Annotated in this window: 26 protein-coding genes; 4 read left to right on the top strand and 22 right to left on the bottom strand. The window is 34.9% G+C overall.

Going from position 1 to position 24,810, the window contains the following annotated elements; all coding sequences use genetic code 11:
• Window positions 1-114: 114 nt before the first annotated feature.
• Window positions 115-693 carry a lytic polysaccharide monooxygenase auxiliary activity family 9 protein gene (locus tag PYW34_RS08610; protein WP_002292856.1) on the bottom strand — a complete coding sequence of 193 codons (579 nt, stop codon included), beginning with the start codon at window positions 691-693 and terminating at the stop codon, window positions 115-117.
• Between the two features lie 321 nt (window positions 694-1,014).
• Here PYW34_RS08610 and PYW34_RS08615 point away from each other — a divergent pair, with 321 nt between their 5' ends.
• A complete protein-coding gene (locus PYW34_RS08615) occupies window positions 1,015-1,485 on the top strand; it encodes a TspO/MBR family protein (protein WP_002292857.1) in 471 nt (156 codons plus the stop codon).
• Window positions 1,486-1,592: 107 nt separating this feature from the next.
• Here PYW34_RS08615 and PYW34_RS08620 read toward each other — a convergent pair whose 3' ends face one another.
• The 5 genes from PYW34_RS08620 to PYW34_RS08640 form a co-directional block, all read right to left on the bottom strand.
• A complete protein-coding gene (locus PYW34_RS08620) occupies window positions 1,593-2,819 on the bottom strand; it encodes an LCP family protein (protein WP_002295400.1) in 1,227 nt (408 codons plus the stop codon).
• A 753-nt stretch (window positions 2,820-3,572) separates the two neighbouring features.
• Entirely contained in the window at window positions 3,573-3,773 is a 201-nt protein-coding gene (locus PYW34_RS08625) for a cold-shock protein (RefSeq protein ID WP_002292860.1), read from the bottom strand.
• Between the two features lie 133 nt (window positions 3,774-3,906).
• Window positions 3,907-4,515, bottom strand: coding sequence for a superoxide dismutase (locus PYW34_RS08630; protein WP_002295401.1), 609 nt, complete (start codon window positions 4,513-4,515; stop codon window positions 3,907-3,909).
• 84 nt (window positions 4,516-4,599) lie between these two features.
• Window positions 4,600-5,070 carry a GtrA family protein gene (locus PYW34_RS08635; protein WP_002292862.1) on the bottom strand — a complete coding sequence of 157 codons (471 nt, stop codon included), beginning with the start codon at window positions 5,068-5,070 and terminating at the stop codon, window positions 4,600-4,602.
• Window positions 5,071-5,117: 47 nt separating this feature from the next.
• Window positions 5,118-6,032, bottom strand: coding sequence for a cation diffusion facilitator family transporter (locus PYW34_RS08640; protein ID WP_002317368.1), 915 nt, complete (start codon window positions 6,030-6,032; stop codon window positions 5,118-5,120).
• Between the two features lie 145 nt (window positions 6,033-6,177).
• On the opposite strand from PYW34_RS08640, the gene PYW34_RS08645 reads away from it, so the two are divergent.
• Together PYW34_RS08645 and PYW34_RS08650 are read left to right on the top strand one after the other, a co-directional pair.
• Complete coding sequence (locus PYW34_RS08645) at window positions 6,178-6,981, top strand: DUF1189 domain-containing protein (RefSeq protein WP_002295402.1); 804 nt, start codon at window positions 6,178-6,180, stop codon at window positions 6,979-6,981.
• A gap of 177 nt (window positions 6,982-7,158) precedes the next feature.
• Entirely contained in the window at window positions 7,159-8,106 is a 948-nt protein-coding gene (locus PYW34_RS08650; protein ID WP_002289148.1) for a phosphoglycerate dehydrogenase, read from the top strand.
• A 67-nt stretch (window positions 8,107-8,173) separates the two neighbouring features.
• On the opposite strand, the gene PYW34_RS08655 is transcribed toward PYW34_RS08650, so the two are convergent.
• The 7 genes from PYW34_RS08655 to mltG form a co-directional block, all read right to left on the bottom strand.
• Window positions 8,174-8,467, bottom strand: coding sequence for a HesB/YadR/YfhF family protein (locus PYW34_RS08655; protein ID WP_002289149.1), 294 nt, complete (start codon window positions 8,465-8,467; stop codon window positions 8,174-8,176).
• A 27-nt stretch (window positions 8,468-8,494) separates the two neighbouring features.
• Entirely contained in the window at window positions 8,495-9,160 is a 666-nt protein-coding gene (locus PYW34_RS08660; protein WP_002289151.1) for a potassium channel family protein, read from the bottom strand.
• Window positions 9,161-9,299: 139 nt separating this feature from the next.
• The gene (locus PYW34_RS08665; RefSeq protein ID WP_002295404.1) at window positions 9,300-9,932 is read right to left on the bottom strand and encodes a response regulator transcription factor; all 633 of its coding nucleotides are present in this window, start codon (window positions 9,930-9,932) and stop codon (window positions 9,300-9,302) included.
• Between the two features lie 6 nt (window positions 9,933-9,938).
• The gene (gene liaS / locus PYW34_RS08670) at window positions 9,939-11,006 is read right to left on the bottom strand and encodes a two-component system sensor histidine kinase LiaS (RefSeq protein WP_002318624.1); all 1,068 of its coding nucleotides are present in this window, start codon (window positions 11,004-11,006) and stop codon (window positions 9,939-9,941) included.
• Window positions 11,003-11,734 (bottom strand): cell wall-active antibiotics response protein LiaF, encoded by a 732-nt coding sequence (gene liaF / locus PYW34_RS08675; protein ID WP_002295408.1) that lies wholly within the window; start codon window positions 11,732-11,734, stop codon window positions 11,003-11,005. Before liaF ends, liaS begins: the two co-directional genes overlap by 4 nt.
• A gap of 167 nt (window positions 11,735-11,901) precedes the next feature.
• Window positions 11,902-12,381, bottom strand: a complete 480-nt coding sequence (greA, locus tag PYW34_RS08680; protein ID WP_002295409.1) for a transcription elongation factor GreA — start codon at window positions 12,379-12,381, stop codon at window positions 11,902-11,904.
• A gap of 135 nt (window positions 12,382-12,516) precedes the next feature.
• Window positions 12,517-13,692 (bottom strand): endolytic transglycosylase MltG, encoded by a 1,176-nt coding sequence (gene mltG, locus PYW34_RS08685; RefSeq protein ID WP_002295410.1) that lies wholly within the window; start codon window positions 13,690-13,692, stop codon window positions 12,517-12,519.
• 164 nt (window positions 13,693-13,856) lie between these two features.
• On the opposite strand from mltG, the gene PYW34_RS08690 reads away from it, so the two are divergent.
• A complete protein-coding gene (locus PYW34_RS08690) occupies window positions 13,857-15,017 on the top strand; it encodes a serine hydrolase domain-containing protein (protein ID WP_002295411.1) in 1,161 nt (386 codons plus the stop codon).
• A 39-nt stretch (window positions 15,018-15,056) separates the two neighbouring features.
• Here PYW34_RS08690 and PYW34_RS08695 read toward each other — a convergent pair whose 3' ends face one another.
• The 9 genes from PYW34_RS08695 to PYW34_RS08735 all read right to left on the bottom strand — a co-directional run bounded on the left by PYW34_RS08695 (window position 15,057) and on the right by PYW34_RS08735 (window position 24,647).
• The gene (locus tag PYW34_RS08695) at window positions 15,057-16,004 is read right to left on the bottom strand and encodes an NAD-dependent epimerase/dehydratase family protein (RefSeq protein WP_002295412.1); all 948 of its coding nucleotides are present in this window, start codon (window positions 16,002-16,004) and stop codon (window positions 15,057-15,059) included.
• A gap of 201 nt (window positions 16,005-16,205) precedes the next feature.
• A complete protein-coding gene (locus PYW34_RS08700; protein WP_002295413.1) occupies window positions 16,206-17,630 on the bottom strand; it encodes a lipopolysaccharide biosynthesis protein in 1,425 nt (474 codons plus the stop codon).
• A gap of 10 nt (window positions 17,631-17,640) precedes the next feature.
• A complete protein-coding gene (locus PYW34_RS08705) occupies window positions 17,641-18,612 on the bottom strand; it encodes a glycosyltransferase (protein ID WP_002295415.1) in 972 nt (323 codons plus the stop codon).
• Between the two features lie 65 nt (window positions 18,613-18,677).
• The gene (locus tag PYW34_RS08710; protein WP_002295416.1) at window positions 18,678-19,502 is read right to left on the bottom strand and encodes a LicD family protein; all 825 of its coding nucleotides are present in this window, start codon (window positions 19,500-19,502) and stop codon (window positions 18,678-18,680) included.
• Between the two features lie 35 nt (window positions 19,503-19,537).
• Entirely contained in the window at window positions 19,538-20,971 is a 1,434-nt protein-coding gene (locus PYW34_RS08715) for an O-antigen ligase family protein (protein WP_002330257.1), read from the bottom strand.
• 66 nt (window positions 20,972-21,037) lie between these two features.
• Complete coding sequence (locus PYW34_RS08720; RefSeq protein WP_002295420.1) at window positions 21,038-22,009, bottom strand: glycosyltransferase family 2 protein; 972 nt, start codon at window positions 22,007-22,009, stop codon at window positions 21,038-21,040.
• Window positions 22,002-23,069 carry an NAD-dependent epimerase/dehydratase family protein gene (locus PYW34_RS08725; RefSeq protein WP_002324408.1) on the bottom strand — a complete coding sequence of 356 codons (1,068 nt, stop codon included), beginning with the start codon at window positions 23,067-23,069 and terminating at the stop codon, window positions 22,002-22,004. Before PYW34_RS08725 ends, PYW34_RS08720 begins: the two co-directional genes overlap by 8 nt.
• A 7-nt stretch (window positions 23,070-23,076) precedes the next feature.
• On the bottom strand, window positions 23,077-23,778 hold the full coding sequence (locus PYW34_RS08730; protein WP_002295424.1) for an IspD/TarI family cytidylyltransferase: 702 nt from the start codon (window positions 23,776-23,778) through the stop codon (window positions 23,077-23,079).
• Window positions 23,775-24,647: a LicD family protein gene (locus PYW34_RS08735; RefSeq protein ID WP_002295426.1), complete on the bottom strand. Its 873-nt coding sequence runs from the start codon at window positions 24,645-24,647 to the stop codon at window positions 23,775-23,777. The genes PYW34_RS08730 and PYW34_RS08735 overlap by 4 nt, the downstream gene beginning before the upstream one ends.
• Window positions 24,648-24,810: the final 163 nt, after the last annotated feature.

The raw sequence follows: 24,810 nt of genomic DNA on the forward strand, positions 1-24,810 counted from the left end.
ATAGCTCTTCATGTTTTATGAATACTGTACTTGTGACCGAAGAGTTAACAGGAGGACACTATTTATTTAAAAAAAGGGTTGTGACATAGTTTTTGTCACAGCCCTTTTTGATTATTATTGGATATTCACGTCTATCACTTGATAAAATGCATTTGTCGTATCGCTGATATTCCATACTGCTAAAATCACATTATATCCTTTTCGATCCTGCGGAAGTGTGATCGTTTGGTTGACTGTTTTTGGTGGAACAGTTGCTTTGTCGTCTATTTTTGTGATCAATTCAAAATCACTAAATTTCAAAGGTTGATTAGGATTCCAAGTTGGTTTGGTAATGTAGTAATCCCAAGTACTTGTCCGATGTTGTGCTGTTAAATTCCAAGTAATATTTAATGTTCCTGGATTAACCATGTTTTTATGCCATCTGTTAGATGTCTGTTCATCTAAAGGCTCAAAGCCGCTGACTCCTGCACTAGCAATTTTTCCATCAATGAATGTATTTTTGGTAGCTTCGATACTTTGCGGTTCCCATTGTGCTCTTCCGACATTTTGATTTAAGTTTCCTGCTGCTGATGTTCCTAGGTATGCACGGCTTCCTGGAGAAGTAATATAACCATGCGCAAAACCTGGAATGCTAAAACCGAACAACCCTAAACTAACTAACCCAATAAACAATAACGTACTAATCTTTTTCATGTAGAAACCTCCTTCATTTGATAACCACATTGTAAACGCTTTATTGTATTAACACAAACATTATGCTTTTATAATTTTATGTTGAAGTAAAAAAGGTGAAAAAAGTAAGATGCAGATTATAACAGAAGTAGACGAGAAAAGTACAAATAGAAAACATGAGAATCAAATCATATGATCTTTTTCAAAAACATCATTCATATAAACAAATGTTCAACTTTTTAATAACAACAATTATCAATTTTTTTCTTACTTCACAAACTAAATACAGGTCTTGCTGTGAGCCTTCATGGTAAACTAATATTATAGAAAGGAGTTAGTAAAATGAAGATGATAAAAGATATTCGTTTTTGGGTTTGTGTTATAGGAATTGTCATATTAGGCTTTTTATCAGGGTTGCTTAGCGGAAATCCCGGAGAATATTACTATTCTTTGCAACTTCCACCATTTGCACCACCTAGCTGGATATTTGGGCCGATGTGGACCTTACTGTATATATTGATGGGTATTTCTCTTTATTTGTTACTTAATCACAACAACAAAAAACAGCGAAACAATCTTGTCGGTCTTTTTGTGATTCAGTTCATTTTTAATTTTATATGGTCTGCTCTATTTTTTAATTTAAGAAATATTTTCATTGCAGCAATCGATATTACACTTTTAGTTATTTTCTTGTCAGTGCTTATGTATCAGTTGTGGCTGCATCATCGCCTGGCAATGTGGCTCATGATTCCTTATTATTTATGGGTACTATTCGCAACTCTATTGAATTATTCAATTTATTTTTTAAACTAAGCGCTAAAAAGAGACGTCCTGTAATTTAACACATAGAAAAAGTGCCACCTAAGTTAGATTTTTTGTCTAATTTAGGTGGCACTCTTTATTAACCAAACTATTTTTTTCTAGTACCCACTTGTTGTTCCATACTCATTATTCTGGTCATAACCATAACCATTTTGTTCCTGTCCAGCGTAAGGATCATAACTTTGAGTATCTTGACTTGGTGTATAGTACTGACTTGTATCTTCTGTTTGCTGATAATAGGTATTCGGATCTTGGTACTGATCATATGTGTTTTCTGAATAGGAAGAATAATCGGTGTACCCTTCACTATTCGATCCATCACCGTTTGTCGAATCGCCATCTTCCGAATCATCAAAGAACATCATTGAAGCATTCTCATTTTTCAAATTAGGTAATGTATCGCTTGTTTTTATATTTAATTGTTTCTTCAGTTCATTTTGGATCGAAAGAAGATCATTTTTTCCTAAAATTTGATAGTAGATATCATTGATCATTTGTCCTTCGCCTTGCAACTGGTCTTGTTTGATTGTTTCAAACGCCGGGGTGTAGTTCGTCGCTACATCAAGCATGTCATCCCAATCTAAGTCCGTCGTCACATTGTTCTCAACTGCTTTTAAAATTTTTCTATAATTGCTTACGCCATCTAAACTTAAAACTTTATTGACGATTTTCGTCACTACTTCCCGCTGACGACGTTGTCGACCGATATCGCCTTCTGGATCTTCGTGTCGCATTCGAGAATAGGCTAAACCTTTTTCTCCATTCAATGTTTGTTCACCTACTGGTACATGGACACCATCCAAAGTAAAGTCAATTTTATTATTCACTTTGATGCCACCGACCGCATTGATCAAATCTTCCATGCCATCCAAATTGATCGTTACATAATGATCAATAGGAATATCGAGCAGTTGCTCAATTGAATCCATGGCCATTTCGACACCACCAAATGCGTAGGCATGATTTAATTTATCTACCGTTCCATAACCTACGATATTCGTATAAATATCTCGGTCCAAACTGATGATCGTTGATTTTTTTTGTTTCGGATTAACTGTTACTACCATCATCGTATCAGAACGTCCTTGTTCCGTTCTTCCTAATCCACCGGTATCTAAACCTAATAGCAAAACCGAAAAAGGTTCTTTGTCATCAATGCTTACTCTCTCAGAACGTTTGGAGGATATTCGATTAGAGTTTTTAGAAATTTTGTTTACTGTTTGGCTCGCTTCTCCCATAAATCTGATTCCGTATGCTGATAATCCGGCAATCAGCAAAACGAATACCCCTAACAAGGTTAATAGAACTTTTTGCCATCGCTTCATAATACACCTCTGTTTCACATTTTCTAAAATATTGTCTCATATAACTGTTCAATCAGCAAATTCACTTTTTAATCATAAGAAAACTTTAAAAAACATTTTTGTGTAACGATTATTATTTTTTAAAATTTCTCAAAATTCTTAACTATCATACCATACCGTGAAAAAGATCGAAAGACCGAATACACGCAGTTCGCAATCGTTTTATCTTTTTTTATGTATTTTTTCCAGAAAAAGCGAACAACAAGGTATTTTCCAAATAATCGTGCAGTAAAATGATCGCACATACCTTTCCCATCTTTTTAACAGTCTTTGCCTACCGTTCAGATTATCATTCGATTTCACGAAAATTTCTTCCTATGACTGGTCCTTTTGTTAAACCCATCTTCTATTCGTTTTATTTCCAGCTCACTGCATGGCTCTTAAAATGACTCGAACTAGTGATTGCATTACCATCATCTTTTAATGGATAGATATGCTCCTCTTCAAAGTAAAACGATTTTCTTTTAAAGTAATAGAATTGACATGGTAATGAGTATGTATACTAGTGGTTTCACAAATGGTCTTTTATTCAACATCCAAAAACTGAAATTTCTTTAAAATCCATTACTAACGAAGAAAATGTTCCTTGCTTGATAATTAGTTAGGACATGTCAAGTGAACAAATGCATTTACTTAGCCAAAAAATCTAAAAACTTCATAAATAGACAAAAAGACACGACTCTCTAAGAAGTCGTGTCTTTATTCAACAAATTATTATAATTTAGTCACTTCAGCAGCTTGAGGTCCGCGTGCACCTTCAACAATCGTGAATTCTACTTCTTGACCTTCTTCTAGGCTCTTGAAGCCGTCTCCTTGAATTGCTGAGAAATGAACAAATACGTCATCTCCGCCGTCTACTGTAATAAACCCAAATCCTTTTTCATTGTTGAACCATTTAACCGTTCCGTGTTCCATAAATGTATAGCCTCCAAAAAAGTTCTTGCAAGTAACCTTGCAAGAACATTATACCCAATTTAGAAAACGCTAGCAAGCTTTCGCTCTTTTATTTTCCAAATTATTTTTAAGACTGATATGACGGAGGAAATGGTTATTTTGCTGCTTCGAAACGTTTGTTTACTTCATCCCAATTAATAACATTCCAGAATGCTGCAATATAATCTGGTCGGACATTTTTATATTTCAAATAATAAGCATGTTCCCAAACGTCCAAACCTAGAATTGGTGTCTTTCCTTCCATCAATGGAGAATCTTGATTTGCAGTAGAGGTAATAGCTAATTTTCCATTTTCCATTACAAGCCAAGCCCATCCAGAACCAAATCGTCCAGCGGCTGCTTTTTTGAATTCTTCTTTAAAAGAAGAAAAATCACCAAAAGCTTCATTAATCGCTTCTTTTATTTCTCCTGTAGGTTCGCCACCAGCATTTGGTGCCATGATTTCCCAGAAAAATGAATGGTTAGCATGTCCGCCACCATTGTTACGTACAGCTGTCTTGATATCTGTTGGAATAGCGTCCATATCAGATAATAATTCTTCTATTGTTTTTTCGCCTAATTCTGGGTATTTCTCAATTGCTGAATTTAAATTCGTCACATAAGTATTGTGATGCTTATCATGATGCAGATGCATCGTTTCTTCGTCAATATAAGGTTCCAATGCGTCATATGCATAAGGTAGATCTGGTAATGTGTAAGTCATAAAAAAATTCCTCCTCAATGTTTTCTTAATAATGTCTACATTACAAAGAGTAACAAAGAGAAGGAAATTCTTCAATTGTTATGCCTAGTCGTCTTTTTCACTTTGACCTACTTCTTCTTCAAAAACCTCAGTTTCTTTAAAAATAAACAACTTGCTGAAAATATAGTTCGCAAGGATAACAATAATTTGAGTGATGATTTTCGCCACATACTCATTGCTGTTCATAACATTGATCAACAATACCATTGCCCCCATGTCCAATCCGTAAGAAAGGATACGGTAGAAGAAGAACTTACCGCATTCAATAAGTGCATGTGTAAAATTCGGTGATTTTGAATGGAATACCCAAAGTTTGTTCGTTACAAAAGCAAACAATACAGAACAAAACCACGAAATAGAATTGGATAAGGCCATACTTAAATCAAAATATTGGCGTGCGAGAGCAAAACTAACAAAATTTACAATCGTAGCCAAACCACCAAAAAAGAGATAGACTAGTATCTCCCAATATCCTTTTGCTTCTAAATATCCTTTTAACTGTCGATACTGCTTCATGAGCCAACCTACCTTATTAAAAATTCTTATTTATCATACTCTATATTTCAATAACTTTCATCTTTATTTAAAAAAATTAATTTTTTTTGATCCTTTGCCTTTGTCTCTGCTTGGATCGTCACATGTGTAATACCATATTTTAATTTTAATAAAGAAATTATACGAGGATATATCTTTTCAATCTCGCTTAGTAGCTGATCTTCAAAATCAATATGTCCGTCGAAAATAATTATCTTTTCGCTATACTGCCAAATATGGACATGATGAACATCCTTTACCCCATCGATTGCTTCAATTTCTTGTTCCATTTTTTCATAGTCGATAGCAGGTGCACTTTGTATCAAAATAGCGGCAGCTTTTTTGATCACCATTATCGCTTCTATCAATATATATATCGAAATGATCAGTGTAATAACTGGATCGATCCAGTAGATATCGAAAAAACGGATCAAAATTGCTCCGATAATCACACTTACCGAAGACAGTGTATCACTTAACAAATGCAAATAACTAGATTTTATATTCAAACTTTCATCTGCTTCTTGTCGTAATAATAATACTGAGAACAAATTCGCGAGCAATCCAATAACTGCTACTGTTAGCATCAAATGACTATTTATCTTTTCTGGTGAAGTGAACCGCTTGAATGCTTCAACGGTTAAAAACAAGGATAATATGATCAATATGAATGAGTTGATGAAAGCACTCAATATTTCTAAACGCTGGTAGCCATACGTACGTTTTTTATTTGCTTCTTTTCGGGCCATTTTTTGTGCCCCGTAAGAAAAAATAATTGCCAATGTATCACTAAGGTTATGGAAAGCATCTGAAACAAGAGACAAACTCCCTGACATAATCCCTCCAATAAATTCTGATAAAGTGATCACCGCATTCAAAACCACTACTCCAAATAGTTTTTTTGATGATCTCTGTGGCTGTGTAGGCACTATTCCTTCCTCCATTTTATTTATATTGGATAGTCTTTAGACAAGAATAACATTTTTTTGATATTTCACCAATCATTCAGCTGTTTCCCTAAAGCACTTGTATTTCACTTGATACTTCGCTAGAATTGCAAGTGATGACACTACTAGATGAGGAGTACTTATGACAACAAAACAATTAATTATCAGTTCCTTTATACGATTCAAAGACCTAAAGGAGGCGAGAAATGTCCCATTTTGGAAAGCCATTGTCTATCTTTTAGTTTTGAGTATAATTATGGCTTTGCCAATCTCTTTTCAAGTTTTTCAAGTCTTAAACAACATTCAATTGGATGGGCAAAAGATTGCTACTCGCATTCCTGATTTTACAATCCAAAACGGGCAGCTTCAAACCGAAGAAAAAGAAGGATTCATTTACCAAACAAACTCCATTATCTTCACATTTGATCCAGAGGGAAAACGAACAGAACAGGACATCTCTACTGATTTTATGGGGAATTTTGTTAGTGTCGGGATGTTAAAAAACAAACTTATCATAGCTCTTCCTAATACAGGCACGACTTCTGCTTTGTTGAACAATAACCAATTAGAACTTCCCTACACCAATGAATCTTTAAAAAACTTAACAGGTAAGCAGCTCCGTTCTTTTTTAAGTGAAGCATCTATACCACTTTGGATAAAAGTCCTGACATTTATATTTTCTATTTATCCTAGTTTTCTGAATCTGCTGATCACTTTGCTATTTACCAACATTGCTGCTTTTCTCTATGCACGCTTTCGACTAACAAAAGCTACTTTTCTTGATTGTTTAAAAACATTGATCTATTCAATTTCATTGCCTACTATAATTGCAACAATCTTGATGGTCTTTCTTCCTTCTTTTGACACTAGCGCCTTCATTGCTTTTGCAGGAATCTTTATTTTTGCTCAAGCTGTCAAAGGATGGGCAAAAATATCGATCAATTAAGAAATAAAGACAACTCGTTATTTCTACTTCAATAGACCCTTTTAGAGGTTGTGACATTTTTTTGTCACAGCCCCTTTTTTATTTGAAAAATATTTCTTTCTCAAAAAACAAGCAAGGCGCTTCAAAGTTCTTCTTGTATGCGCTACACTTAGAGTAAAGAAAGGCGGGAAATTAACTATGTCAGAAAGAATCATTTATGCAGATCGTCCATTTCGTGATGAATTTATCGAAGAAATCCATACTATAGCGCCTGGTTATATCTTTAAAACAGAATTACAACCAGAGGATCTACAAAATGTAGAGATCAGTTTGGGCTGGAACTCAGACTACCAAGAAAAACTATTAGCCTCTTCTACCTTGAAATGGGTCCAATCTATCTCAGCTGGTGTTGATCAGCTACCCCTTGAGACTTTTTCAAAGAAACATATTTTACTTTCAAATGGTAGTGGCATCCACAGTGAATCGATTACGGAGCATGTCTTAGGAATCATCCTTGGGTATTCTCGTGGTCTTTTTCAAGCACAAAAGGCACAGAGTGACATGAAATGGTTAGGTTCATCGGTCCATTACCAATCTATCCAAGGGAAAAAAATACTAATCATTGGAACTGGCCATATTGGAAAAATGATTGCAAAAAAATGCAAAGCATTAGACATGAACTGCTATGGAATCAATACATCCGGTCATCCAGCAGAAGGAATGGAAAAGACTTTTTCTTTAAATCAACTAAAGGAAGTTCTTCCTGAAGTAGATTTCGTAGTCAATATCTTACCTCTAACGGAGGAAACAACTGGGCTCTTTGATCAGCATATGTTTGAACACTTTGATCCAAAATCTGTATTCATCAATGTTGGCCGTGGTGCTTCTGTTAAGACACAAGATCTGGTGCAGGCTTTAAATAACCAGCAACTTTCCTTTGCAGCATTAGACGTTTTTGAGGAAGAGCCTCTTCCACAAGATCATCCTCTTTGGAAAATGGACAATGTACTGATTACTTCCCACATTGCAGGTTTGACACCTGATTTTCAAAAGAAATTAATGGCTATTTTTTTAACCAATCTGAAAAGCTACTTTGCCACCCATGAGCTTCAAACCAATCAAGTAAAATTGTCTGCAGGATATTAATAGCTGAAAACAATATTTTCAAAAGAAAAAAGAGAAGGTGACAAAAATTGTGTCACCCTCTCTTTTTTTATTGTTTTTTAAAGTGATAGGTTGGCTCCTCCAGGTTGGGATCATAATCAACAAGTAAATCATATCCTTTAAAGAACCATTCATCTGCTTCCTCGATAAAAAAAAGTGTCCCATCCATTTCCACTTTCTTTACAGGATGTTCTGGCTGTTCAACTGACATTCCAATCGAAAAACCATCATGAACCTCTGTTTTGCCGTAGACTTTTCCAAAAAAACGTATTCCGTAAGTTTCTGGCAGATCAATTTCTGAGTCAAACCACTTTTGTGCTTTTGGCGTTACCGTTAATTTCATCCCAACAACCTACTTTCTCTTTTCTTTCTATTGATTCATCTTATCGTCTAGAATATCCACATCGCCTGTCTCTCCAATAACCAGTAGATTATCATTTTCACGAACATATTCATCTGCTGCAGGAGAAGCGATAACCGTTTGATCTACTCTTCGTATGGCGACTACTGTTAAGTCAAAACGTTGCCTGAAATTTAATTCAGCTAATGTTTTGTTGAAAAATTTAGGATTGGAGACTCGGATTTCTGCTAAAGAATATTTATCTGACAGCTCTAAGTAGTCTAGAATATTCTTTGATACTAAGTTATGTGCAATCCGTATCCCCATGTCTCGCTCAGGGTGTACGACACGATCTGCTCCGATCTTCTCTAGTACACGGGCATGGTACTCATTTTGGGCTTTTGCTAAAATATTCGGTACGCCCATTTCCTTTACCATCAGAGTAACTAAGATGCTGGCTTGGATATCTTCTCCAATAGCGACAATTACATGATCGAAATTTCTTATACCTAATGAACGAAGTGTCATCTCATCCTGTGCATTTGCCACAACAGCATGAGTGGCTATATTCATATATTCATTGACTCGATCTTCATTACTGTCAATAGCCAGTACTTCTTGTCCAGCTTCGATCAGTGTACGGCAGATGCTTCCGCCAAATCGTCCAAGGCCTACAATTGCAAAATTTTGTTTCACCATTTTCCTCCTTTAGTATCTTCTTTTCTCAGTATAACAAAGCCTTTCCAAAAACAAAAGCAAGCATCATTATTGTAAAAAAGCCAAGAAAAATAATAGTTATTTTCTCAGCTTTTGATTATCCTCTTTATCATCGTTTTTATTTCACCAAACCATGTTTAAACGCATAGATAGCTGCTTGAGTTCGGTCTTCTACCTCTAACTTAGCTAATATATTCGACACATGCGTTTTAACTGTTTTCAGTGTGATAAACAATTCATCCGCGATTTCCTGATTACTTTTCCCTTCAGAAATCAGCATCAAAATTTCATTTTCTCGATTCGTTAATTCTTCATGCAATACTGGATCATTTCGCCGACTCATTTTTTCCATCATTTTTGTTGTCACTTCAGGTTCCAATACTCGCTCGCCGCGTTGCGTAGCCCTTATAGCATCAGCTATTTCATGTGCGGTAGACGTCTTCAATAAATATCCTGCTGCTCCTGCTTCAATTGCAGGATAAACTTTTTCATCATCAATAAAACTTGTGACGATAATGATTTTGGCTTTTGGCCAATCTTTTAAGATTGCTTTTGTTGATTCGATGCCATCCATTTCTTCCATGACTAGATCCATTAAAATGACATCTGGTCGAAGTGCCATCGCCTTTTCATAGCCTTGACGTCCATTTTCAGCTTCTCCAATCACTTCAATGTCTTCTTGGATAGATAAATAAGAAGAGACGCCTAAGCGTACCATTTCATGGTCATCTACTAATAAAACTTTTATCATCTTTATCTATGCCTCCTTCATCAAAGGGACCTTGATCTCCACGCTCGTACCTTGCCCTTTAAAACTAATGATTTTTACTGTTCCACCAATACCAGCTACTCGTTCTTTGATATTGTTCAATCCATAACTTCCCGTTTTGGTTTCATTCATATTAAATCCTGTCCCGTCGTCAATGATACGTAATAAAAGATTGTTATCTATTTTATGCAAATAGACTTCTAATTCATTAGCCTTAGCATGTCTTAATGTGTTTGATAACAATTCTTGAACGATTCGGAACAAGTGATCCTCAATGGAACTAGTTAATTTTACATCTTCTACATCCCATTTTAGCGAAATCTGGATTTTATTCTGCAATTCCTTCAATAACTGCTCAATGCCTTGTTTTAAACTTTTTTCTTCTAAATTGACTGGACGCAGATGAAGAAGCAGCGCACGCATCTCAGACTGGGAAGCGTTGATGATCTCTGCCACCATTTTCAACTGCTTACGGAACATTTCTGGTGTCTCACTTTTTTCTGCTTGCTCCGTCAATGCCGACATCATCATCATCGCTGCAAATAATTGCTGTGAAACTGAATCATGAAGCTCACGAGCTAATCGATGCCTTTCTAATTCTAAAATCTCTTCTTTGGTTTGTCCATCTACATATTGAGGACGGCTAGTCATAATCTGTAATTCACTGGATACTTCGATCATTTTTTCTTTTATTTTAGTAATTTCCATATCAATATCTTTGATGTACAGATCATCCGACGCGCTTGGGATCGGCTGATGCAAAAGTTTGGATTCATAATTGCCAGAAGAAAGTGCACGAAGCTTTTCTTCGATTTTCCCGTATTTTGCCTTTTGAATAAGTGATAACAATAGAAATACGATCAATCCTACACCTAATGAAATTGCCATCAAATGGAAGATAAGCGGAACGTATAATAAACGCGCACGCAGCAATTCTCCCCACCAATGACTTTGGTTACTGGCATAAAAATAAGTGAAAAGTGAAAATAGAATAATAAGGAAAGCCGCAATCCCCGAATAAACAGCTAGCATTGCTTTGGATATTCTTCCCATCATATTCGTATCACCTCGACATCTCCAACCAAGGTATTGGTAATGATCTTCAATCTGCGAGGATTTTCATCATAATCACTGCTGCAGATTTTGATCTGTTCGTTTTTTAAGGAAAACTGCTCTTCTTCAAACAAGACATTTCCTACTAATGTCGCATGCTCTAAACGAATAGCCACTCCCAGGGGTACTAAGATCCGTGTTCTGCCTATCCCTTTTCTTACAATCACAATATTATCATCTTTTGGCAAAAGTGTATTGCCCAAATCGATGATAGTATCACCAGAAATGATGGCAATGTTGATATCATCCCATTCATAGACGTCGTTTCCAATACGTTGGTTACCAAATAATTGCTGTCTTTTACGCTCATTATTATGTGTTTTTAATTGCTCTGTTTGGACCATCATGATCTGTTTTTTTCGCCAAAAAGCATTTTTTGTCAAATCTATTCCTGAAATCTCTACACCTTTCAGCCCGATAAATAAAACGGCCAATACAACCATCATCCATAAAGCAGGACTGTTGACTAAGCTAAAAAAAATGACCAAGCTCCCTAAGATCAATTGAAAATTTTGAAATTTAGTACGAGGATATTTGCGCATAGCTAGATATATATTGAAAATACCGAATATTACTAAAAGCAAAAGTCCAGTATTGTTTACGATTTGCCAAACAGCAAATAACAGCAGCAGTGCTTCGACTACCACAAAAAAACGCCAAGAACTATTCATCGCTTTTTCTCCCTCCTGACACATTCTCATTTCATCATACCTATTTTTTTGACTGTTGGCTATAGGACTTTAGATGTAAGATCGTTCAGTGAAACCTGCAATACTCAAAGAGAAAAGATCTAGAGTGCGTCATCAGTAAGATGAACTCTCTAGATCTTTCAGTCAGACTACGCTTGTTCTACTTTGACGATTTTAACTAACATATCGCCACCTGGTGTAGCAATGGTTACTTCATCATTTTTACGTTTGCCAATCAATGCTTGCGCGATAGGAGAATCATTGGAAATCTTTCCAGAAAACGGGTCTGCTTCAGCACTTCCGACAATCGTGTACTCTTCTTCATCTCCATCAGGCAACTCGATGAACGTAACTGTTTTACCGATCGATACCTCATCTGCATCTACGCCGTCATTATCGATGATTTGTGCAAAACGGATCATATTTTCAATTGTTGTGATTCTTCCTTCAACAAATGCTTGTTCATCTTTAGCTGATTCGTATTCGGAGTTTTCGGAAAGATCTCCGAAACCGCGAGCGATTTTGATTCGTTCAATGATTTCTCCGCGTTTAACTGTTTTTAGTTCTTCTAATTCTTTTTCTAATTTTTCTTTACCTTCTAGAGTCATTGGATAAACTTTCTCTACCATGTGTAACGTCTCCTTTTTTCGATAAAATACCGCAAAAGGTAATCTTTTGAGGAATATAGTCCAAAAAAGATTACCACGCTTTTCTTAAAATGTAAATGTTTTTCTAAAAATGATCAATGACTAGCCCCTGTTTTTCTAAGAATTATTTACATATTTTTGCACTAGTTCCATATGTTCTTCATACGTTTTAGCGAAATAAACATTTCCAGTGCTCGTATCTGCTACGAAATAATAATAGTCATTTTCTGCTGGTTCTAATACTGCCTTGATTGCCTCTTCGCTTGGATTGTCAAAAGGACCAGGCCCATAGCCGGTATTGGTATACAAATTGTATGGTGAATCTACAGCTGTATCTTCATACGTCACCAATTCTTTATGTTCTCCTAATGCATATAAAACAGAGATATCTGACTGAAGTGGCATATTTGCCTTGATTCGGTTAAAGAAGACTTGTGCAATATTTTTACGATCATTTTCTTTTACGCCTTCTTTTTCAACTAGAGAAGCCAAAGTTAAAACTTCTTGTACAGTCAAATTTTTCTGTTTGATAGCTGAATAATAGTTTTGCATGACCGTATTTGTCTTGTTCACCATCTCAATCACAAGATCCTTAAGCGAAGTACTCGTGTAGTAATCATAAGTAGCTGGGAATAAGTAGCCTTCCAAACGGTATTTTGTGTTCTCAGCTTTAGAGGCACTTTCCAACAATTCTGGGAATTTTTGATACAACTCGTTAAAGAAAGTCTCATCATTTACTAAATCTAAAAATTCTTTCTTGTCTTTACCAGTTACCTTCGCTACCCGCTCAGCAATCTGATCGATGTCGTAGCCTTCTGGAATGGCAATTTTCCCATCTGCAACTTTTGTTGGCTCAGATGTGCCGCCTTCTTGCAACTGCTTGCCAATCTCATCAAGAGTCATATTAGGCGCTAACTGATAATAACCAGCTTGAAAGCCAGTTAAGTTTTTAAATTTTGTATAATAATTGAAAACAATCCCACTTTTAATAATATTGTCTTTCTCCAAAATTTCGCCAATCTGCTTATTAGAAGAGCCGCTTGGGATTTCCACTTGGACTAATTGGTCGTCCGATTTATCTAAAGGCTTCAACCCGCTATCTACATAACGATATACGGTAAACCCGAGAAATCCGCCAATAATCAATAATGTAAGAGCGATCACTAAAATGATCTTCCTCACGATCTTATCTTCTTTTTTACGCAGATTTCTCCGCTTGTCGATTATATCTGCTGTAGCTGCCTTACTGGCTTCTTTTTTGTCTTTGCTTGGGTGTTGTTTGTTTCCTGACAAAACAACTCCTCCTTACTATCATCTTCGTAACTCTGTTTATTATACATGAAATTTCTACTGCCGTGAATTATTTTACCAAATATTATGTCAAAATTGTAAGTGGCAAATGCTCTTTTTGAGGATTACAATGAAAAATAGTTAAAAATGGATAGAAAGGAATTAACATGGCAAAAGGAAAACATCAAAAAAAACAGCAGATCTCTCTTTCTTTTCTCGCAGTTTTGTTGCTGGCTGTCAGCTTCTTTTCAACAGGCATCATTACAGGATGGCAATTAACAAAACAACCTCAACCACAAATTTATAAAACGGAACCCGCACAACTTGCTTCCAATTTAACATCTAATGAGCAGATGCTTGCCAGCAAAATTGATCAATTACTGCAAAAATCAGATTATATCGGTTCGATTTATGTACGCAAAAATAATCGAGTGATATTAGAAAAAGGATATGGGTACGCAAATCTACGCATAAAAGAATCGAATTCTCCTTCTCTTTACTATCAAATCGGTTCGATCCAAAAAGCGATGACTGCTTTACTTATCCTAAAACAAATTCAATCTGGCAAGATAACTTTTGACACAAAGCTATCTGAATTTTATCCTCAGATTCCTGGAAGTCAGCAAATCTCAATCAAAAATATGCTTTACATGCGCTCTGGTCTTCATCGAACCGCTTCTCCAAAAAAACCTATGTCAGATAGTGAGATCATTCAGTTTGCCCTTCATCATTTGAAATTTACTGATTATGATACGTATCATTATGAACCATTAAATTATACATTGCTTACAGGGGTATTGATCAAACTAACGAATCAGCCTTATGAAACTCTTTTAAAAAAAGAAATCATTCGGCCACTCCATCTAGAACATACAGATTTTTATGAAAATGTAAAAAATTCCCCTCAGCATGCTGTATCTTACCAAATGTCTGCAACTGACGATTATTCAAAAGCATTGGTCGAGCCTGAAACAGACATCCGAAATGAATTAGGCACAGGAAATATAAGTATGTCTGTTTATGACTTGAACAAATTCTTTACCAGTGTTCTGTCTGGCGATATTATACCAAAAGAACTACTTTTCTCATTGTGGCAAAATAATGGTGATAAACATCCTTACAGCGGCGGTGTTTACAGTGGAAATGATTATATCCTTGCTCAGGGAAATATCAATCGATTCCATGCAGTAGCGGCGATGAAAAAAGACACAAAAGATGCAATCGTCATGGAAAGTAATATCCAATCTGATAAAAACATCAAATTGCCGGCCACTGATTTAAGAAATCAGATTTACGAACTGATGGAAGGTGTTAATTTAAAAAGCTAAGTCGAAACAAAAAAACCAGCAGGATGCTGGTTTTTTGTTTTAATCGATTTCTGTCTTTAAATAACGTTCCATTCCGTTCAATATATCAAATTTGGGTTGATAACCTAAAGAACGGATCTTTGAAATATCCGCTAAAGAATCACGAATATCCCCTGAACGCTCCGCTTCATATTTAAGCGCTAGCTCTGTTCCTAAGATTTGATCAATTGAATGAATCAATTCAAGTAGCGTAGTGCTTTTTCCTGTACCGACATTGAATTGCTGTCCTAAAGCTTTTTCTTCCTTAGCAACAAGTAAAAGTGCTTGTATAACATCTTCTATATAAACGAAGTCTCTAGATTGGCTACCATCACCAAATAAAGTAAATTCTGTTTTTTCTCCTGCCAATTGTTTTTTGTATCGGTCCACTAGAATCGAAATAACTCCGCTATATGGAGAGTTAGGATTTTGATTTGGACCATAAACGTTAAAAAATCGGACAGCACTAGTCGGAACATCATATAAATGACAGTAATCCAAAACATATTGTTCTGCTGCAAACTTATCGATGGCATATGGTGTTAAAGGACGGATGACCGATTCTTCTTTTTTTGGCAACGTTGGTTCATCGCCATAAACTGCAGCTGATGAACTAAATACCAATCGTTTTAAACCAGATTGATATTTTCGTACCAATTCAAGCAATAAAAGCGCACTGTCAAAATTTACACGATGAGTTTCTAGAGGACGTTCTACAGAATCTGCCACACTAGCTACAGCAGCTAAATGAAAAATATAGGCAAACTGATACTGTTTCATGATTCTTTCCATCAATTGAGGATCTGATACATCCCCCTCAATGAAAGTCACTTGTTTCTCCATATCCAAGTTTTCTTTTTTTCCCATTGATAAATCGTCGACTACTACGATTTTGTTTTCTTTTCCCAAATAATTCGCTAGCGTTGAACCGATAAAACCAGCTCCGCCAGTAATCAATATAGTATCCATCAAATTCACTCCAATTATGCATTCTCATACTTAATACAGTTAGTTTACCATTTTTAACCAGGAAAAACTATATAAAGAATATACTGCCAGTATGTGCTGATTGCCGAATTTAACAAATTAATCGCTTCAAAAAATAAAAACAGCAGAGTAAATCCTAATCGGACTTACTCTGCATTATTTTATATTTCAATATAGCTTAGCTTAACGATCTTTTAGTAGAGAGCGGAATTCACCAAAGCTAGCAAGGAAGCTGCGATGTACATATAGCAAATAAATCACATAAATCAAGCTATAGATACCTAGACTAATAAAGTCACCGCCAAACCAGATGTTACTAAAGATAAAAGCAATCGTTAGAATCGTTTCTACCAATTGTCTGTATCCAACAGGTAATTTCATTCCACGACAAAGAAAATATTCTGCTAAATTACATCGAAACGCTAGACTCAACAATATCAAGCCTACTGCTAAATTCAAGTTACCTATCACAAATATAATGACTAATGAAGCCACTAATGAAAAGGATAGCGTCATCACATTGACCATCAATATCGTTTTTTCTTTACGCAAGCTCTTTAAATACGTATTGATAAGTAAAGACATTCTTCCTTCATAAATGACGATTGGAAACAAGATTCCCATAAAATTCAGACTTTCCGTATATTCGGGTAGCCACATGGTCAAAACAATTTTTGCTGGGACGTAAAAAATCAATAAACCATAGGTTAAAGGAACAAATAAGTCCCGTAAGATACGGAAGAGTTCAGGGAGTCTTTGCTGATTTGTCCTTCTTAATAATGGAAACATAACAATTCCTACTGCATTGACAAATGTTAGGAACATATTTGAAATACTCAATGTAAAGGATAGTTTACCAAAAGTTTCAATTGACCATCGTTGTTGTACGAAGAATCGAATAGTTCCAAGAATGAGCATGCTAGCAATACTACTCAACATTAACTTACTACCAATATTGATATTATCAAAAATTTCAGGGACAAGTTCTTTTAGACTAATCATATTGACTTGCAACATATCTTTGATTCGAGACATTCCCCAAAGTGTCACGATCAATTTAGAAGCGATATCCATAATGATCAGCCAATAAAAATCTCTGCCGCCTAAAGCAAAGTAAATAGCAATAAACAAGACATAAAGATAGCGATCATTCCTAGAAAGCTGTGCATATTCTTTTATTCGATTCGTCGACTGGAAAATATACAGAATAAAAGTTTTAACGATCGTAATCACTGAAACAACAGCTGTCAATATTAAAATAAGTGATTGGGAACTGTTTGGCATAAAGAAATAAGCCCAAACAACTATAGCTATTGAAACAAAGAACTCAAAAATCGTTAGATACCAAAACTGTGATCCGAGCGAGCGTTTATCAAGTTTATTATATTCTTCCCCTCCTATTTTTAAATAGATTCCATCAATCCATCCAAAATGCAAAAAGCCTACGTATGAAGAATAGAACACATACAACTGCCAATAACTATACTCTGTTACTCCCAATAGTTTTGGTACAAATAAATTAAGCAAGATTGAGATACCTAATGTAGCAAAATTTGCGGCTACTGTATAATAAAGATTTTTTATAACTGATTTTGCTTTAGTATTCATATTGATATCCTCACTTTTTATACTTATGTTTTAGAAGATGATAGATATCAGTTCCAAAATAAAATTTATGTTTGTATTTCCAGAACGAGAAAATAACTGTTCGTATTTTTTCTTTTTCTAACATGTAAATACGCATTTCTAACTCTTTAATCAAATTATCCAGTAATTTTTTCTTTTTGTCATAATCTACTATAGTCACATTATTTATCAAGTAATTTCTGGCAGCTTCAACACGTTGCAATCTTCTTTGCAAAGTCATGAGCCTTTTGTAGTATAATTGCTCTTTATTTGACTGATCTATTTCTTTTTTAAAAGAACTTTGTCCATGTTTTCTCCATTCTATCAACGGTTTTCTCAATAAATATAAACCATTTGTTAGAACCGCGCTCCCCCACATCGACATGTCATGAACCGGGTTTTCCATGTTAGACGCATAGAGATTAACTTGTGGGATAAATTCTTTCCTAACTGCATAGACGCACCCTGGTCTTCGGAGAAACAAATTATTCTCATTAAAAATGACTCGCTCTTCTATTTGTTGCTCATTTTTTTCTGTATCAACTTTTTTCAGTTCTTCACATAAACCGCCAAGTTCTACTAATTCATGATAATCCGTAACTAATACTTGAATTTTCTTATTTCTGAAGAGGCTACTCATCTCTTCAATTTTTGTTTCGTGCCAAATATCATCTTGATCACACGTAAATATGATATCCTGGCTAGCTAAATTTAATAAATGAAAGAAATTTTTTCTCCATCCTAGATTTTTTTCGTTAATTTTTAAATGCCAAGTTGATGACAAATTGTTTTTCTCAATAAAACTACTGATAATATCAACTGTATTATCAGTAGAACAATCATCACAAATCAGTACTTCATTGATTTTTTTTGTCTGGCTTAGTAGTGAATCTAATTGTTCCAAGATATTCTTTTCACCATTGTATGTAGCCATTACAACAGACGTACTTAGTTGCTCATACATAAAATTTCACTCTCTCTAATTTTTAAAAATCTGTGGTTTGTATTTAGATAATCAAATCAGTTGGATCACTTTTCATAAAAATCATAAGGATGGTGTGTTACTCGCTCTTTTTCAGGAGGCATTTCCATGTAGTTTCCATAACGCAACTTCAAGAATTTTTTTCTATCTTTGATAGCCATGACTTTATGACCTTCAAATTCTACATCTTCAAATTCATGAAACCATTCTGTTGGAAAAACACCCCAGTTAATATGAATCCATTCCATATAACCACATGTTTTAGTTTCCCCAAAAGGAATACTTTTGGCCATCTCTTGATACTTATCTCTCCAATATCTATCATTTCCTTCTTTTAATAATTTTCGGTGATATGGATACCGCATAATAAGTTTTATTAAAGCTTTTGAAAAATAAAAACTCCGAGCATAGCACCATTTAAATGTGTCCATCAGATTCAAACGATATTGCTCTGTAATTTCTCTCAATTTTTCTCTTTCTTTTTCTGTATCTGGTATTCCATCAATAGGAAATATATCTACAAAGACACCTAAGTCAGGGTCTTCCCCACCAAAATATTGTTTTGTTTTTGCAATTGTATTGGGATCTATAAGTTTCGCAAAAGGGTAGCGATAGTGTGTTCTAGTTTCAAAAGCTAATAACGTATAATTTTCATCTGTTTTCAATAAATCAATCAGCTTGTTGTAATCTGGCCTTGGCATAACTATATCAATATCATCATCCCAAGGAATAAAACCTTTATGTCTTTCTACCCCAATCAAACTGCCGTAAAAAATTGTATATTTCAACTCATTTTTTCGACAAATCTTATCAATATACATCAAAATATTCACTGCTCTTTGCTGTACCTCTATCATCGTTAATTTTTTCATTTTTGTACTCTCCTAAAGCCGCCTATATCAAACAACTATTTCTTATTACGTAATTTCACTTTCATCAAATCAAAAGTGTGCTGAAGTTTTCCTAAATACAACCAAAAGACAAAAGTTGCTGTACGCCGTGTAAGAACAATTTCTGTAATCAGTAGGCTTGATACCAAAATAACCAGTACAACCTGATTATCAATAATGAATTCAATATAATCTTTATTGTTATTAGAAAAAAGGATTCGAAGAGAATTCACCATTTTAGTGATTAAAAATACTACGAAAATAATCGTTCCTGTAATACCAGTGGCTGCTAGCAAATAGAAAAAGGCACTGTGCGGTGTTTGCCCAGTTCTTGCTATATGAGTCTCAGGAATTTTTTCTTTAGCAACATCTACAAATCCTTTTGGCGTAACTCCGAATAATGGGTTTAACCTCATAAGTTCTGTTGCACTTTTCCATAATTTAAATCGACTATTTGAAATATCCGTATTCTCTTCTACATCGGGTCTTTTAGCAGACAATTTATTATTTTCTGTGTTAGCTGGCGTTCTTTTTTCAAAACTATCTAACATCTTAGGACTGCTTACATGGATTTCATTCCCCAAAAAAATGTAACCGGATTGAACAAACGACACTCCACCATAAGCAATAGCTGAACAGACTATTGCTGATAATACAGCTTGAACGAGTTTGGTAGCAACAAATTTACGATTTGTAGGATTCTTATATAAATAAACAAAAAAAACACCAAAGAAGGTTGCAGCCATTAATTGTATAATACCTGATCTAGATCCTGAAAGAGCTACATAACTGAATTGAATCAAAGCTATAAACGAGTATAGTGTTCTTTGAATAATTTTTTTATTTTTAATTATGTTTCTTATAGCAAATAATATACAGATTAAAGAAATAGTGCAGGCATAATTTGGATCAACAAAGATCCCATATAATCGGTTTTCATAAAATCCTATTCTCATTCCGTAATACAATGTTTTTACAGGCATTGAAAAATTGACGTGTGCGAAAAACAAATACAAGGCAATACTCGTAAGAACTGTCCAAACGATAAGCAAAACATATTCAAAAATTTTAAAAATACGCTGGTTATTTGTTCTTCCAACTTCAAATACACAAAAGAAAAAAATACATTGCCAAATAATAAGTTTGATATTTTCTGTAAATGCATAAGAGTGATTGATTAAAGTAGTTATAACCAATATAACTATAAATAAGACTAACCAGTATTCAATTTGTATCTTCTTTTTTTTTAGTATCATAGGAAAAAAATGACAAAAAAATACTATTCCTGAAAATACAATGATTATCAATGTAAAAATTGAATCAATTTTTGTTGGAAGTGTCGAATAGACACTAACCATTCTTGCTATTAAAACCAACTCGAAAAAAATGATGTATGGTAATGATAGTTTATTCCCTATTTTTTCTATTCGTTCTAAAACATTACTAGACATATGAACCTCCGATAATCTATATTTATCCATGAAATTTAAAAATCTTTTAGTTAAAATCCAACATTGCTATTTATTATTGGCCAATTTTTTTCTTCTCAACTCCACAGGAAATTTATATAAATGAATACTAAATAGCAATAAAAGCATGGAAAGTTTGCGACTTTTCGTAAAAATTCGATTTCTCATAATAAATAGGAAATTATTTCTTAGATAATGAACGATTTTTTTGGTCTCTGGCAAGTTGGTTGCCTTGGCTGTTACGATTTTATCTAAAACTAAAAAATTGGCAAAACAGACTCTTTGGTGCGCAGCTTCTTCAATTTTTTTGCCTCTTCCTCTTAGCTTATTCTCGTTTATCACCCATGCTTCAATGAACTCAAATTGTTTGGCAGAGAATGTTTCCGTATTTATACTATCTAAACGATGATAGTAATAATATTTTTGCTTTGAATCTATTGCTATTTTTTTGCAACGGTCTAAAAGATCAACAATAACAAAAGAATCTTCATGATATTTTCCCTCAGGATAGCGGAGTGTAGAAAACAGCTCTCGTTTGTATAGTTTATTCACAGCATGAACAGAAATAATATTTCCATGTAATATTAATAACAATCCTTCCGTTGCAGTTACCGTTTTTTTGATAGTTGGTTTATTTACTGGTTTTTTCCCCTCATATACATCATAAATCCCACAAATAGAAAGATCTGCTTGTTCTTTGACAATGTTGTCGTACAAAAGTTCATACATATCTTTTTCGATATAATCATCACTGTCAACAAAACCTAAATACTTTCCTCGTGCCACATCAATCCCGGCATTTCTTGCACTACTTAATCCGCCATTTTTTTTATGGATAACACGGACACGACTGTCTTTCGATGCATATTCATCACATATTTTACCGCTATTGTCAGGAGAACCGTCATCTACTAATATCACTTCGAAATCAGTAAATGTTTGTGCTAAGATTGAATCTACACATTTTCTTAAATAAGGTTCTACTTTATAGACAGGAACAATAATACTAATCTCACACATTTTGCTTCTCACCTTTAACTAATTCTACTGTGTGTATCAATGATTCTTTCAATTCAAATATTGGATACCAACCATTTTCTTTGATTTTCTTGTTATCAAGTATCGCTGTGCTAGCTTTTGAGAAACCTTTTTGTTCAATCTCATCCGGCAATTCAAAAATTACTTGTTTGCCGCTGATATCAGCTAGCTGTTGGGCTAATTCTTTTAGTCGTAAATCAAAGTTTTCTGAAGAAACGTTGTACGCCTCTCCTTTTTCTCCTTCAAGCAGTAAATGAAGAATAGCAGAAACAGCATCTCCAACATATACATACGAAAAATATTGGTTTCCTTCACTTTTTAAAACAATATCTTTTTGTTCGACTGCATTTAAAATAAATTGTGAGGATGCTTTCGTATCAGATAAAAGCATCGTCGGACCAAACGTACGGCAAAGCCTTGGAATCACGATGTCGAGGTCGTGTTTTGCGATGTAGGCTTGGCATAATGATTCACTGACTCTTTTTCCTTCAGGGTAGCCTGCTCTCAGTGTATTACAATCGATGTATCCACAGTAATCTTCTGTGAATTTTTCTATATCGCCTCGATTTTCGCCATAGATTTCTACTGTTGATAAAAATAATACTCTAACCGGTTGGGTTGCTACTGCATGTTTCAATACTTGCTCTGTACCTGCAAGATTAGTCATGATCGTACCGATTGGATCAGTTGCGTAAGCCTTAGGATGTGTGTTACTTGCACCGTGTATCAAATAGTCAGCTTGAATTTCTTTTGGTAAGGGTTCTGTGACGTCACCTTCAACAATTTCGAAAGTATCTAATTCAAGATAACTGGCAAACCTTTTTTCAAGCTTCTGACGGTTTCTGCCCATTGCATAAACTTTGATTTTGATGCCTAGTTGTTCATTAGCAGCCATCAACGTATCAATCAAAAAAGAGCCAATCATTCCAGAAGCACCAATCATCAGAACGGATTTTCCATGTAGCTGTTTTATTTTTGGTGTATGATTGATTACTTTTGCCAAATCTTCTTGGTACATTGGTTGTTTAATCAACGTCATCATCTTTCACCTAGTCTTTCATTTTTAAATATGCTTTGAACAATTCTAGATCATCTGTTGTTGTCAATTTGATATTTTTATCAGAACCAGCAGCAAAATATAAAGTTTCTCCTAAATCTACCATCATGGTATTCGTATAGGAAGAATCAGTCATACCAATGTCTTCTTTCACTGCTCGGTCATATGCTGCCCGTAGTTTTCCGTATTGATAAGCTTGTGGAGTTGAGACACGCCGCAATGTGTTACGATCGACATACTGTTCCGTCGTTTCTTCTGTTTTCTTGATAAAAATTTGTTCATTGTAAGGTAGAGAGGTTACGCCATTACCAAATTCTTTACATTTAACGATTACATCTGACAATACTAGTTCATCTACTAGTGGACGGATACCATCATGGATGATGATCGTATCATCGTCTTCAGAGTAATCTTTCAAAAACTGGACACCATTATTGATCGACTCTTGTCCTTTTGATCCCCCTGTAATGACCCATTGGACTTTGCTAATGTTGAATTCTTTGATATACGCCCACATCGTTTCTTCCCAGCCAGATTTACAAACGACTAAAATCCGGTCAACTTGAGGATGGTGTTGAAATGATTCTAAAGTATAGATAATAATAGGTTTACCTTCAATTGTAATGAACTGTTTTGGGATATCTTGTCCCATTCGTTTACCCACACCACCGGCAATAATAATAGCTGTAATCATTTTTTTTCTGCTCCTTTAGTTAAATAATATTTTCCTTTGTACATTGTGTATGGATGTTCTGGATCAATATAAACTGCTTCATGATGAGAAACCTGATCTTTTTCAGGCGGAAGCTGCATATAGTCACCAAAAACTTGACTTAAATAATTATCATAACCAACTGGTACTGGCATCTCTGTATCTTCGAATGGCACCCACACAGCAGATTCAAAGTCTTTTGCAGGATAAACATTCCCCATATATCGAGGTCCGACACAAAGTTCTGTAACGAAATTCGTCGGGTTATCATTGTATTTGGTCATCTGCTTTTCAGCATATCTCCATATTTTATACTTCGTTTTTGCGGGTACGCTATTTAACAATAACTTTCCAGCTAATTCCATTGCTTTCCCATGGTTTTGTGGTACTTGCTGACTTCGATAAATCGCATAGATCATTGCCCATATCTTTTGCTTTTTCCGTTCTGCTTGCTTTTCAGGTGCAGTATCTAACGGAAAAATATCTAATTGGATACCATGAGGGATATCTAAATCTTCCTGGTACGTTTTGATAAAGGTCGTTTGGACGTTACGGATAGTTGTAAAGGAGTTCCGATCGTGATTCGTCAGAGTTGGTCTTAATAAAACAAATTTATCTTTTTGTGGGCCGGTTTCCCATAATTCAGCTAAGCGATCATAATCCCTTCTAGGCATGAAAAAATCTAAATCATCATCCCAGGGGATAAAACCTTTATGTCGAATTGCTCCGATTGCGCCGCCACCACAAAAATAACACAACAAATCGTGACTTTTACAAAAATCTACAAAGTATTGTGCCATTTCGAGATTTACTTTTTGAATTTTTTTTAATTCAGGATCTGTACTGTACATTATAGTTGCCTCAACCATTCTTTTATTAATCTTCCCTATTTTCTCATAAATAGAGGCGGTTTTCAATCTTATGCAAGTGGTTCTTTCTTTACTGACTGAAAACGGATAGATAAACAGCTATTTTTTGTTTTTAAAAGGGTTGTGACAAAAGACAGTCACAACC

The sequence above is a fragment of the Enterococcus faecium genome (genome assembly GCF_029023785.1).
Taxonomy (GTDB): Bacteria; Bacillota; Bacilli; order Lactobacillales; family Enterococcaceae; genus Enterococcus_B; species Enterococcus_B faecium.

What these genes read in the sequence shown, in the direction of transcription:
- PYW34_RS08610 (WP_002292856.1), bottom strand. Translation starts at nt 693, where the DNA reads ATGAAAAAGATTAGTACGTTATTGTTTATTGGGTTAGTTAGTTTAGGG.
- PYW34_RS08615 (WP_002292857.1), top strand. Translation starts at nt 1,015, where the DNA reads ATGAAGATGATAAAAGATATTCGTTTTTGGGTTTGTGTTATAGGAATT.
- PYW34_RS08620 (WP_002295400.1), bottom strand. Translation starts at nt 2,819, where the DNA reads ATGAAGCGATGGCAAAAAGTTCTATTAACCTTGTTAGGGGTATTCGTT.
- PYW34_RS08625 (WP_002292860.1), bottom strand. Translation starts at nt 3,773, where the DNA reads ATGGAACACGGAACGGTTAAATGGTTCAACAATGAAAAAGGATTTGGG.
- PYW34_RS08630 (WP_002295401.1), bottom strand. Translation starts at nt 4,515, where the DNA reads ATGACTTACACATTACCAGATCTACCTTATGCATATGACGCATTGGAA.
- PYW34_RS08635 (WP_002292862.1), bottom strand. Translation starts at nt 5,070, where the DNA reads ATGAAGCAGTATCGACAGTTAAAAGGATATTTAGAAGCAAAAGGATAT.
- PYW34_RS08640 (WP_002317368.1), bottom strand. Translation starts at nt 6,032, where the DNA reads ATGGAGGAAGGAATAGTGCCTACACAGCCACAGAGATCATCAAAAAAA.
- PYW34_RS08645 (WP_002295402.1), top strand. Translation starts at nt 6,178, where the DNA reads ATGACAACAAAACAATTAATTATCAGTTCCTTTATACGATTCAAAGAC.
- PYW34_RS08650 (WP_002289148.1), top strand. Translation starts at nt 7,159, where the DNA reads ATGTCAGAAAGAATCATTTATGCAGATCGTCCATTTCGTGATGAATTT.
- PYW34_RS08655 (WP_002289149.1), bottom strand. Translation starts at nt 8,467, where the DNA reads ATGAAATTAACGGTAACGCCAAAAGCACAAAAGTGGTTTGACTCAGAA.
- PYW34_RS08665 (WP_002295404.1), bottom strand. Translation starts at nt 9,932, where the DNA reads ATGATAAAAGTTTTATTAGTAGATGACCATGAAATGGTACGCTTAGGC.
- liaS (WP_002318624.1), bottom strand. Translation starts at nt 11,006, where the DNA reads ATGATGGGAAGAATATCCAAAGCAATGCTAGCTGTTTATTCGGGGATT.
- liaF (WP_002295408.1), bottom strand. Translation starts at nt 11,734, where the DNA reads ATGAATAGTTCTTGGCGTTTTTTTGTGGTAGTCGAAGCACTGCTGCTG.
- greA (WP_002295409.1), bottom strand. Translation starts at nt 12,381, where the DNA reads ATGGTAGAGAAAGTTTATCCAATGACTCTAGAAGGTAAAGAAAAATTA.
- PYW34_RS08690 (WP_002295411.1), top strand. Translation starts at nt 13,857, where the DNA reads ATGGCAAAAGGAAAACATCAAAAAAAACAGCAGATCTCTCTTTCTTTT.
- PYW34_RS08695 (WP_002295412.1), bottom strand. Translation starts at nt 16,004, where the DNA reads ATGGATACTATATTGATTACTGGCGGAGCTGGTTTTATCGGTTCAACG.
- PYW34_RS08700 (WP_002295413.1), bottom strand. Translation starts at nt 17,630, where the DNA reads ATGAATACTAAAGCAAAATCAGTTATAAAAAATCTTTATTATACAGTA.
- PYW34_RS08705 (WP_002295415.1), bottom strand. Translation starts at nt 18,612, where the DNA reads ATGTATGAGCAACTAAGTACGTCTGTTGTAATGGCTACATACAATGGT.
- PYW34_RS08710 (WP_002295416.1), bottom strand. Translation starts at nt 19,502, where the DNA reads ATGAAAAAATTAACGATGATAGAGGTACAGCAAAGAGCAGTGAATATT.
- PYW34_RS08715 (WP_002330257.1), bottom strand. Translation starts at nt 20,971, where the DNA reads ATGTCTAGTAATGTTTTAGAACGAATAGAAAAAATAGGGAATAAACTA.
- PYW34_RS08720 (WP_002295420.1), bottom strand. Translation starts at nt 22,009, where the DNA reads ATGTGTGAGATTAGTATTATTGTTCCTGTCTATAAAGTAGAACCTTAT.
- PYW34_RS08725 (WP_002324408.1), bottom strand. Translation starts at nt 23,069, where the DNA reads ATGATGACGTTGATTAAACAACCAATGTACCAAGAAGATTTGGCAAAA.
- PYW34_RS08730 (WP_002295424.1), bottom strand. Translation starts at nt 23,778, where the DNA reads ATGATTACAGCTATTATTATTGCCGGTGGTGTGGGTAAACGAATGGGA.
- PYW34_RS08735 (WP_002295426.1), bottom strand. Translation starts at nt 24,647, where the DNA reads ATGTACAGTACAGATCCTGAATTAAAAAAAATTCAAAAAGTAAATCTC.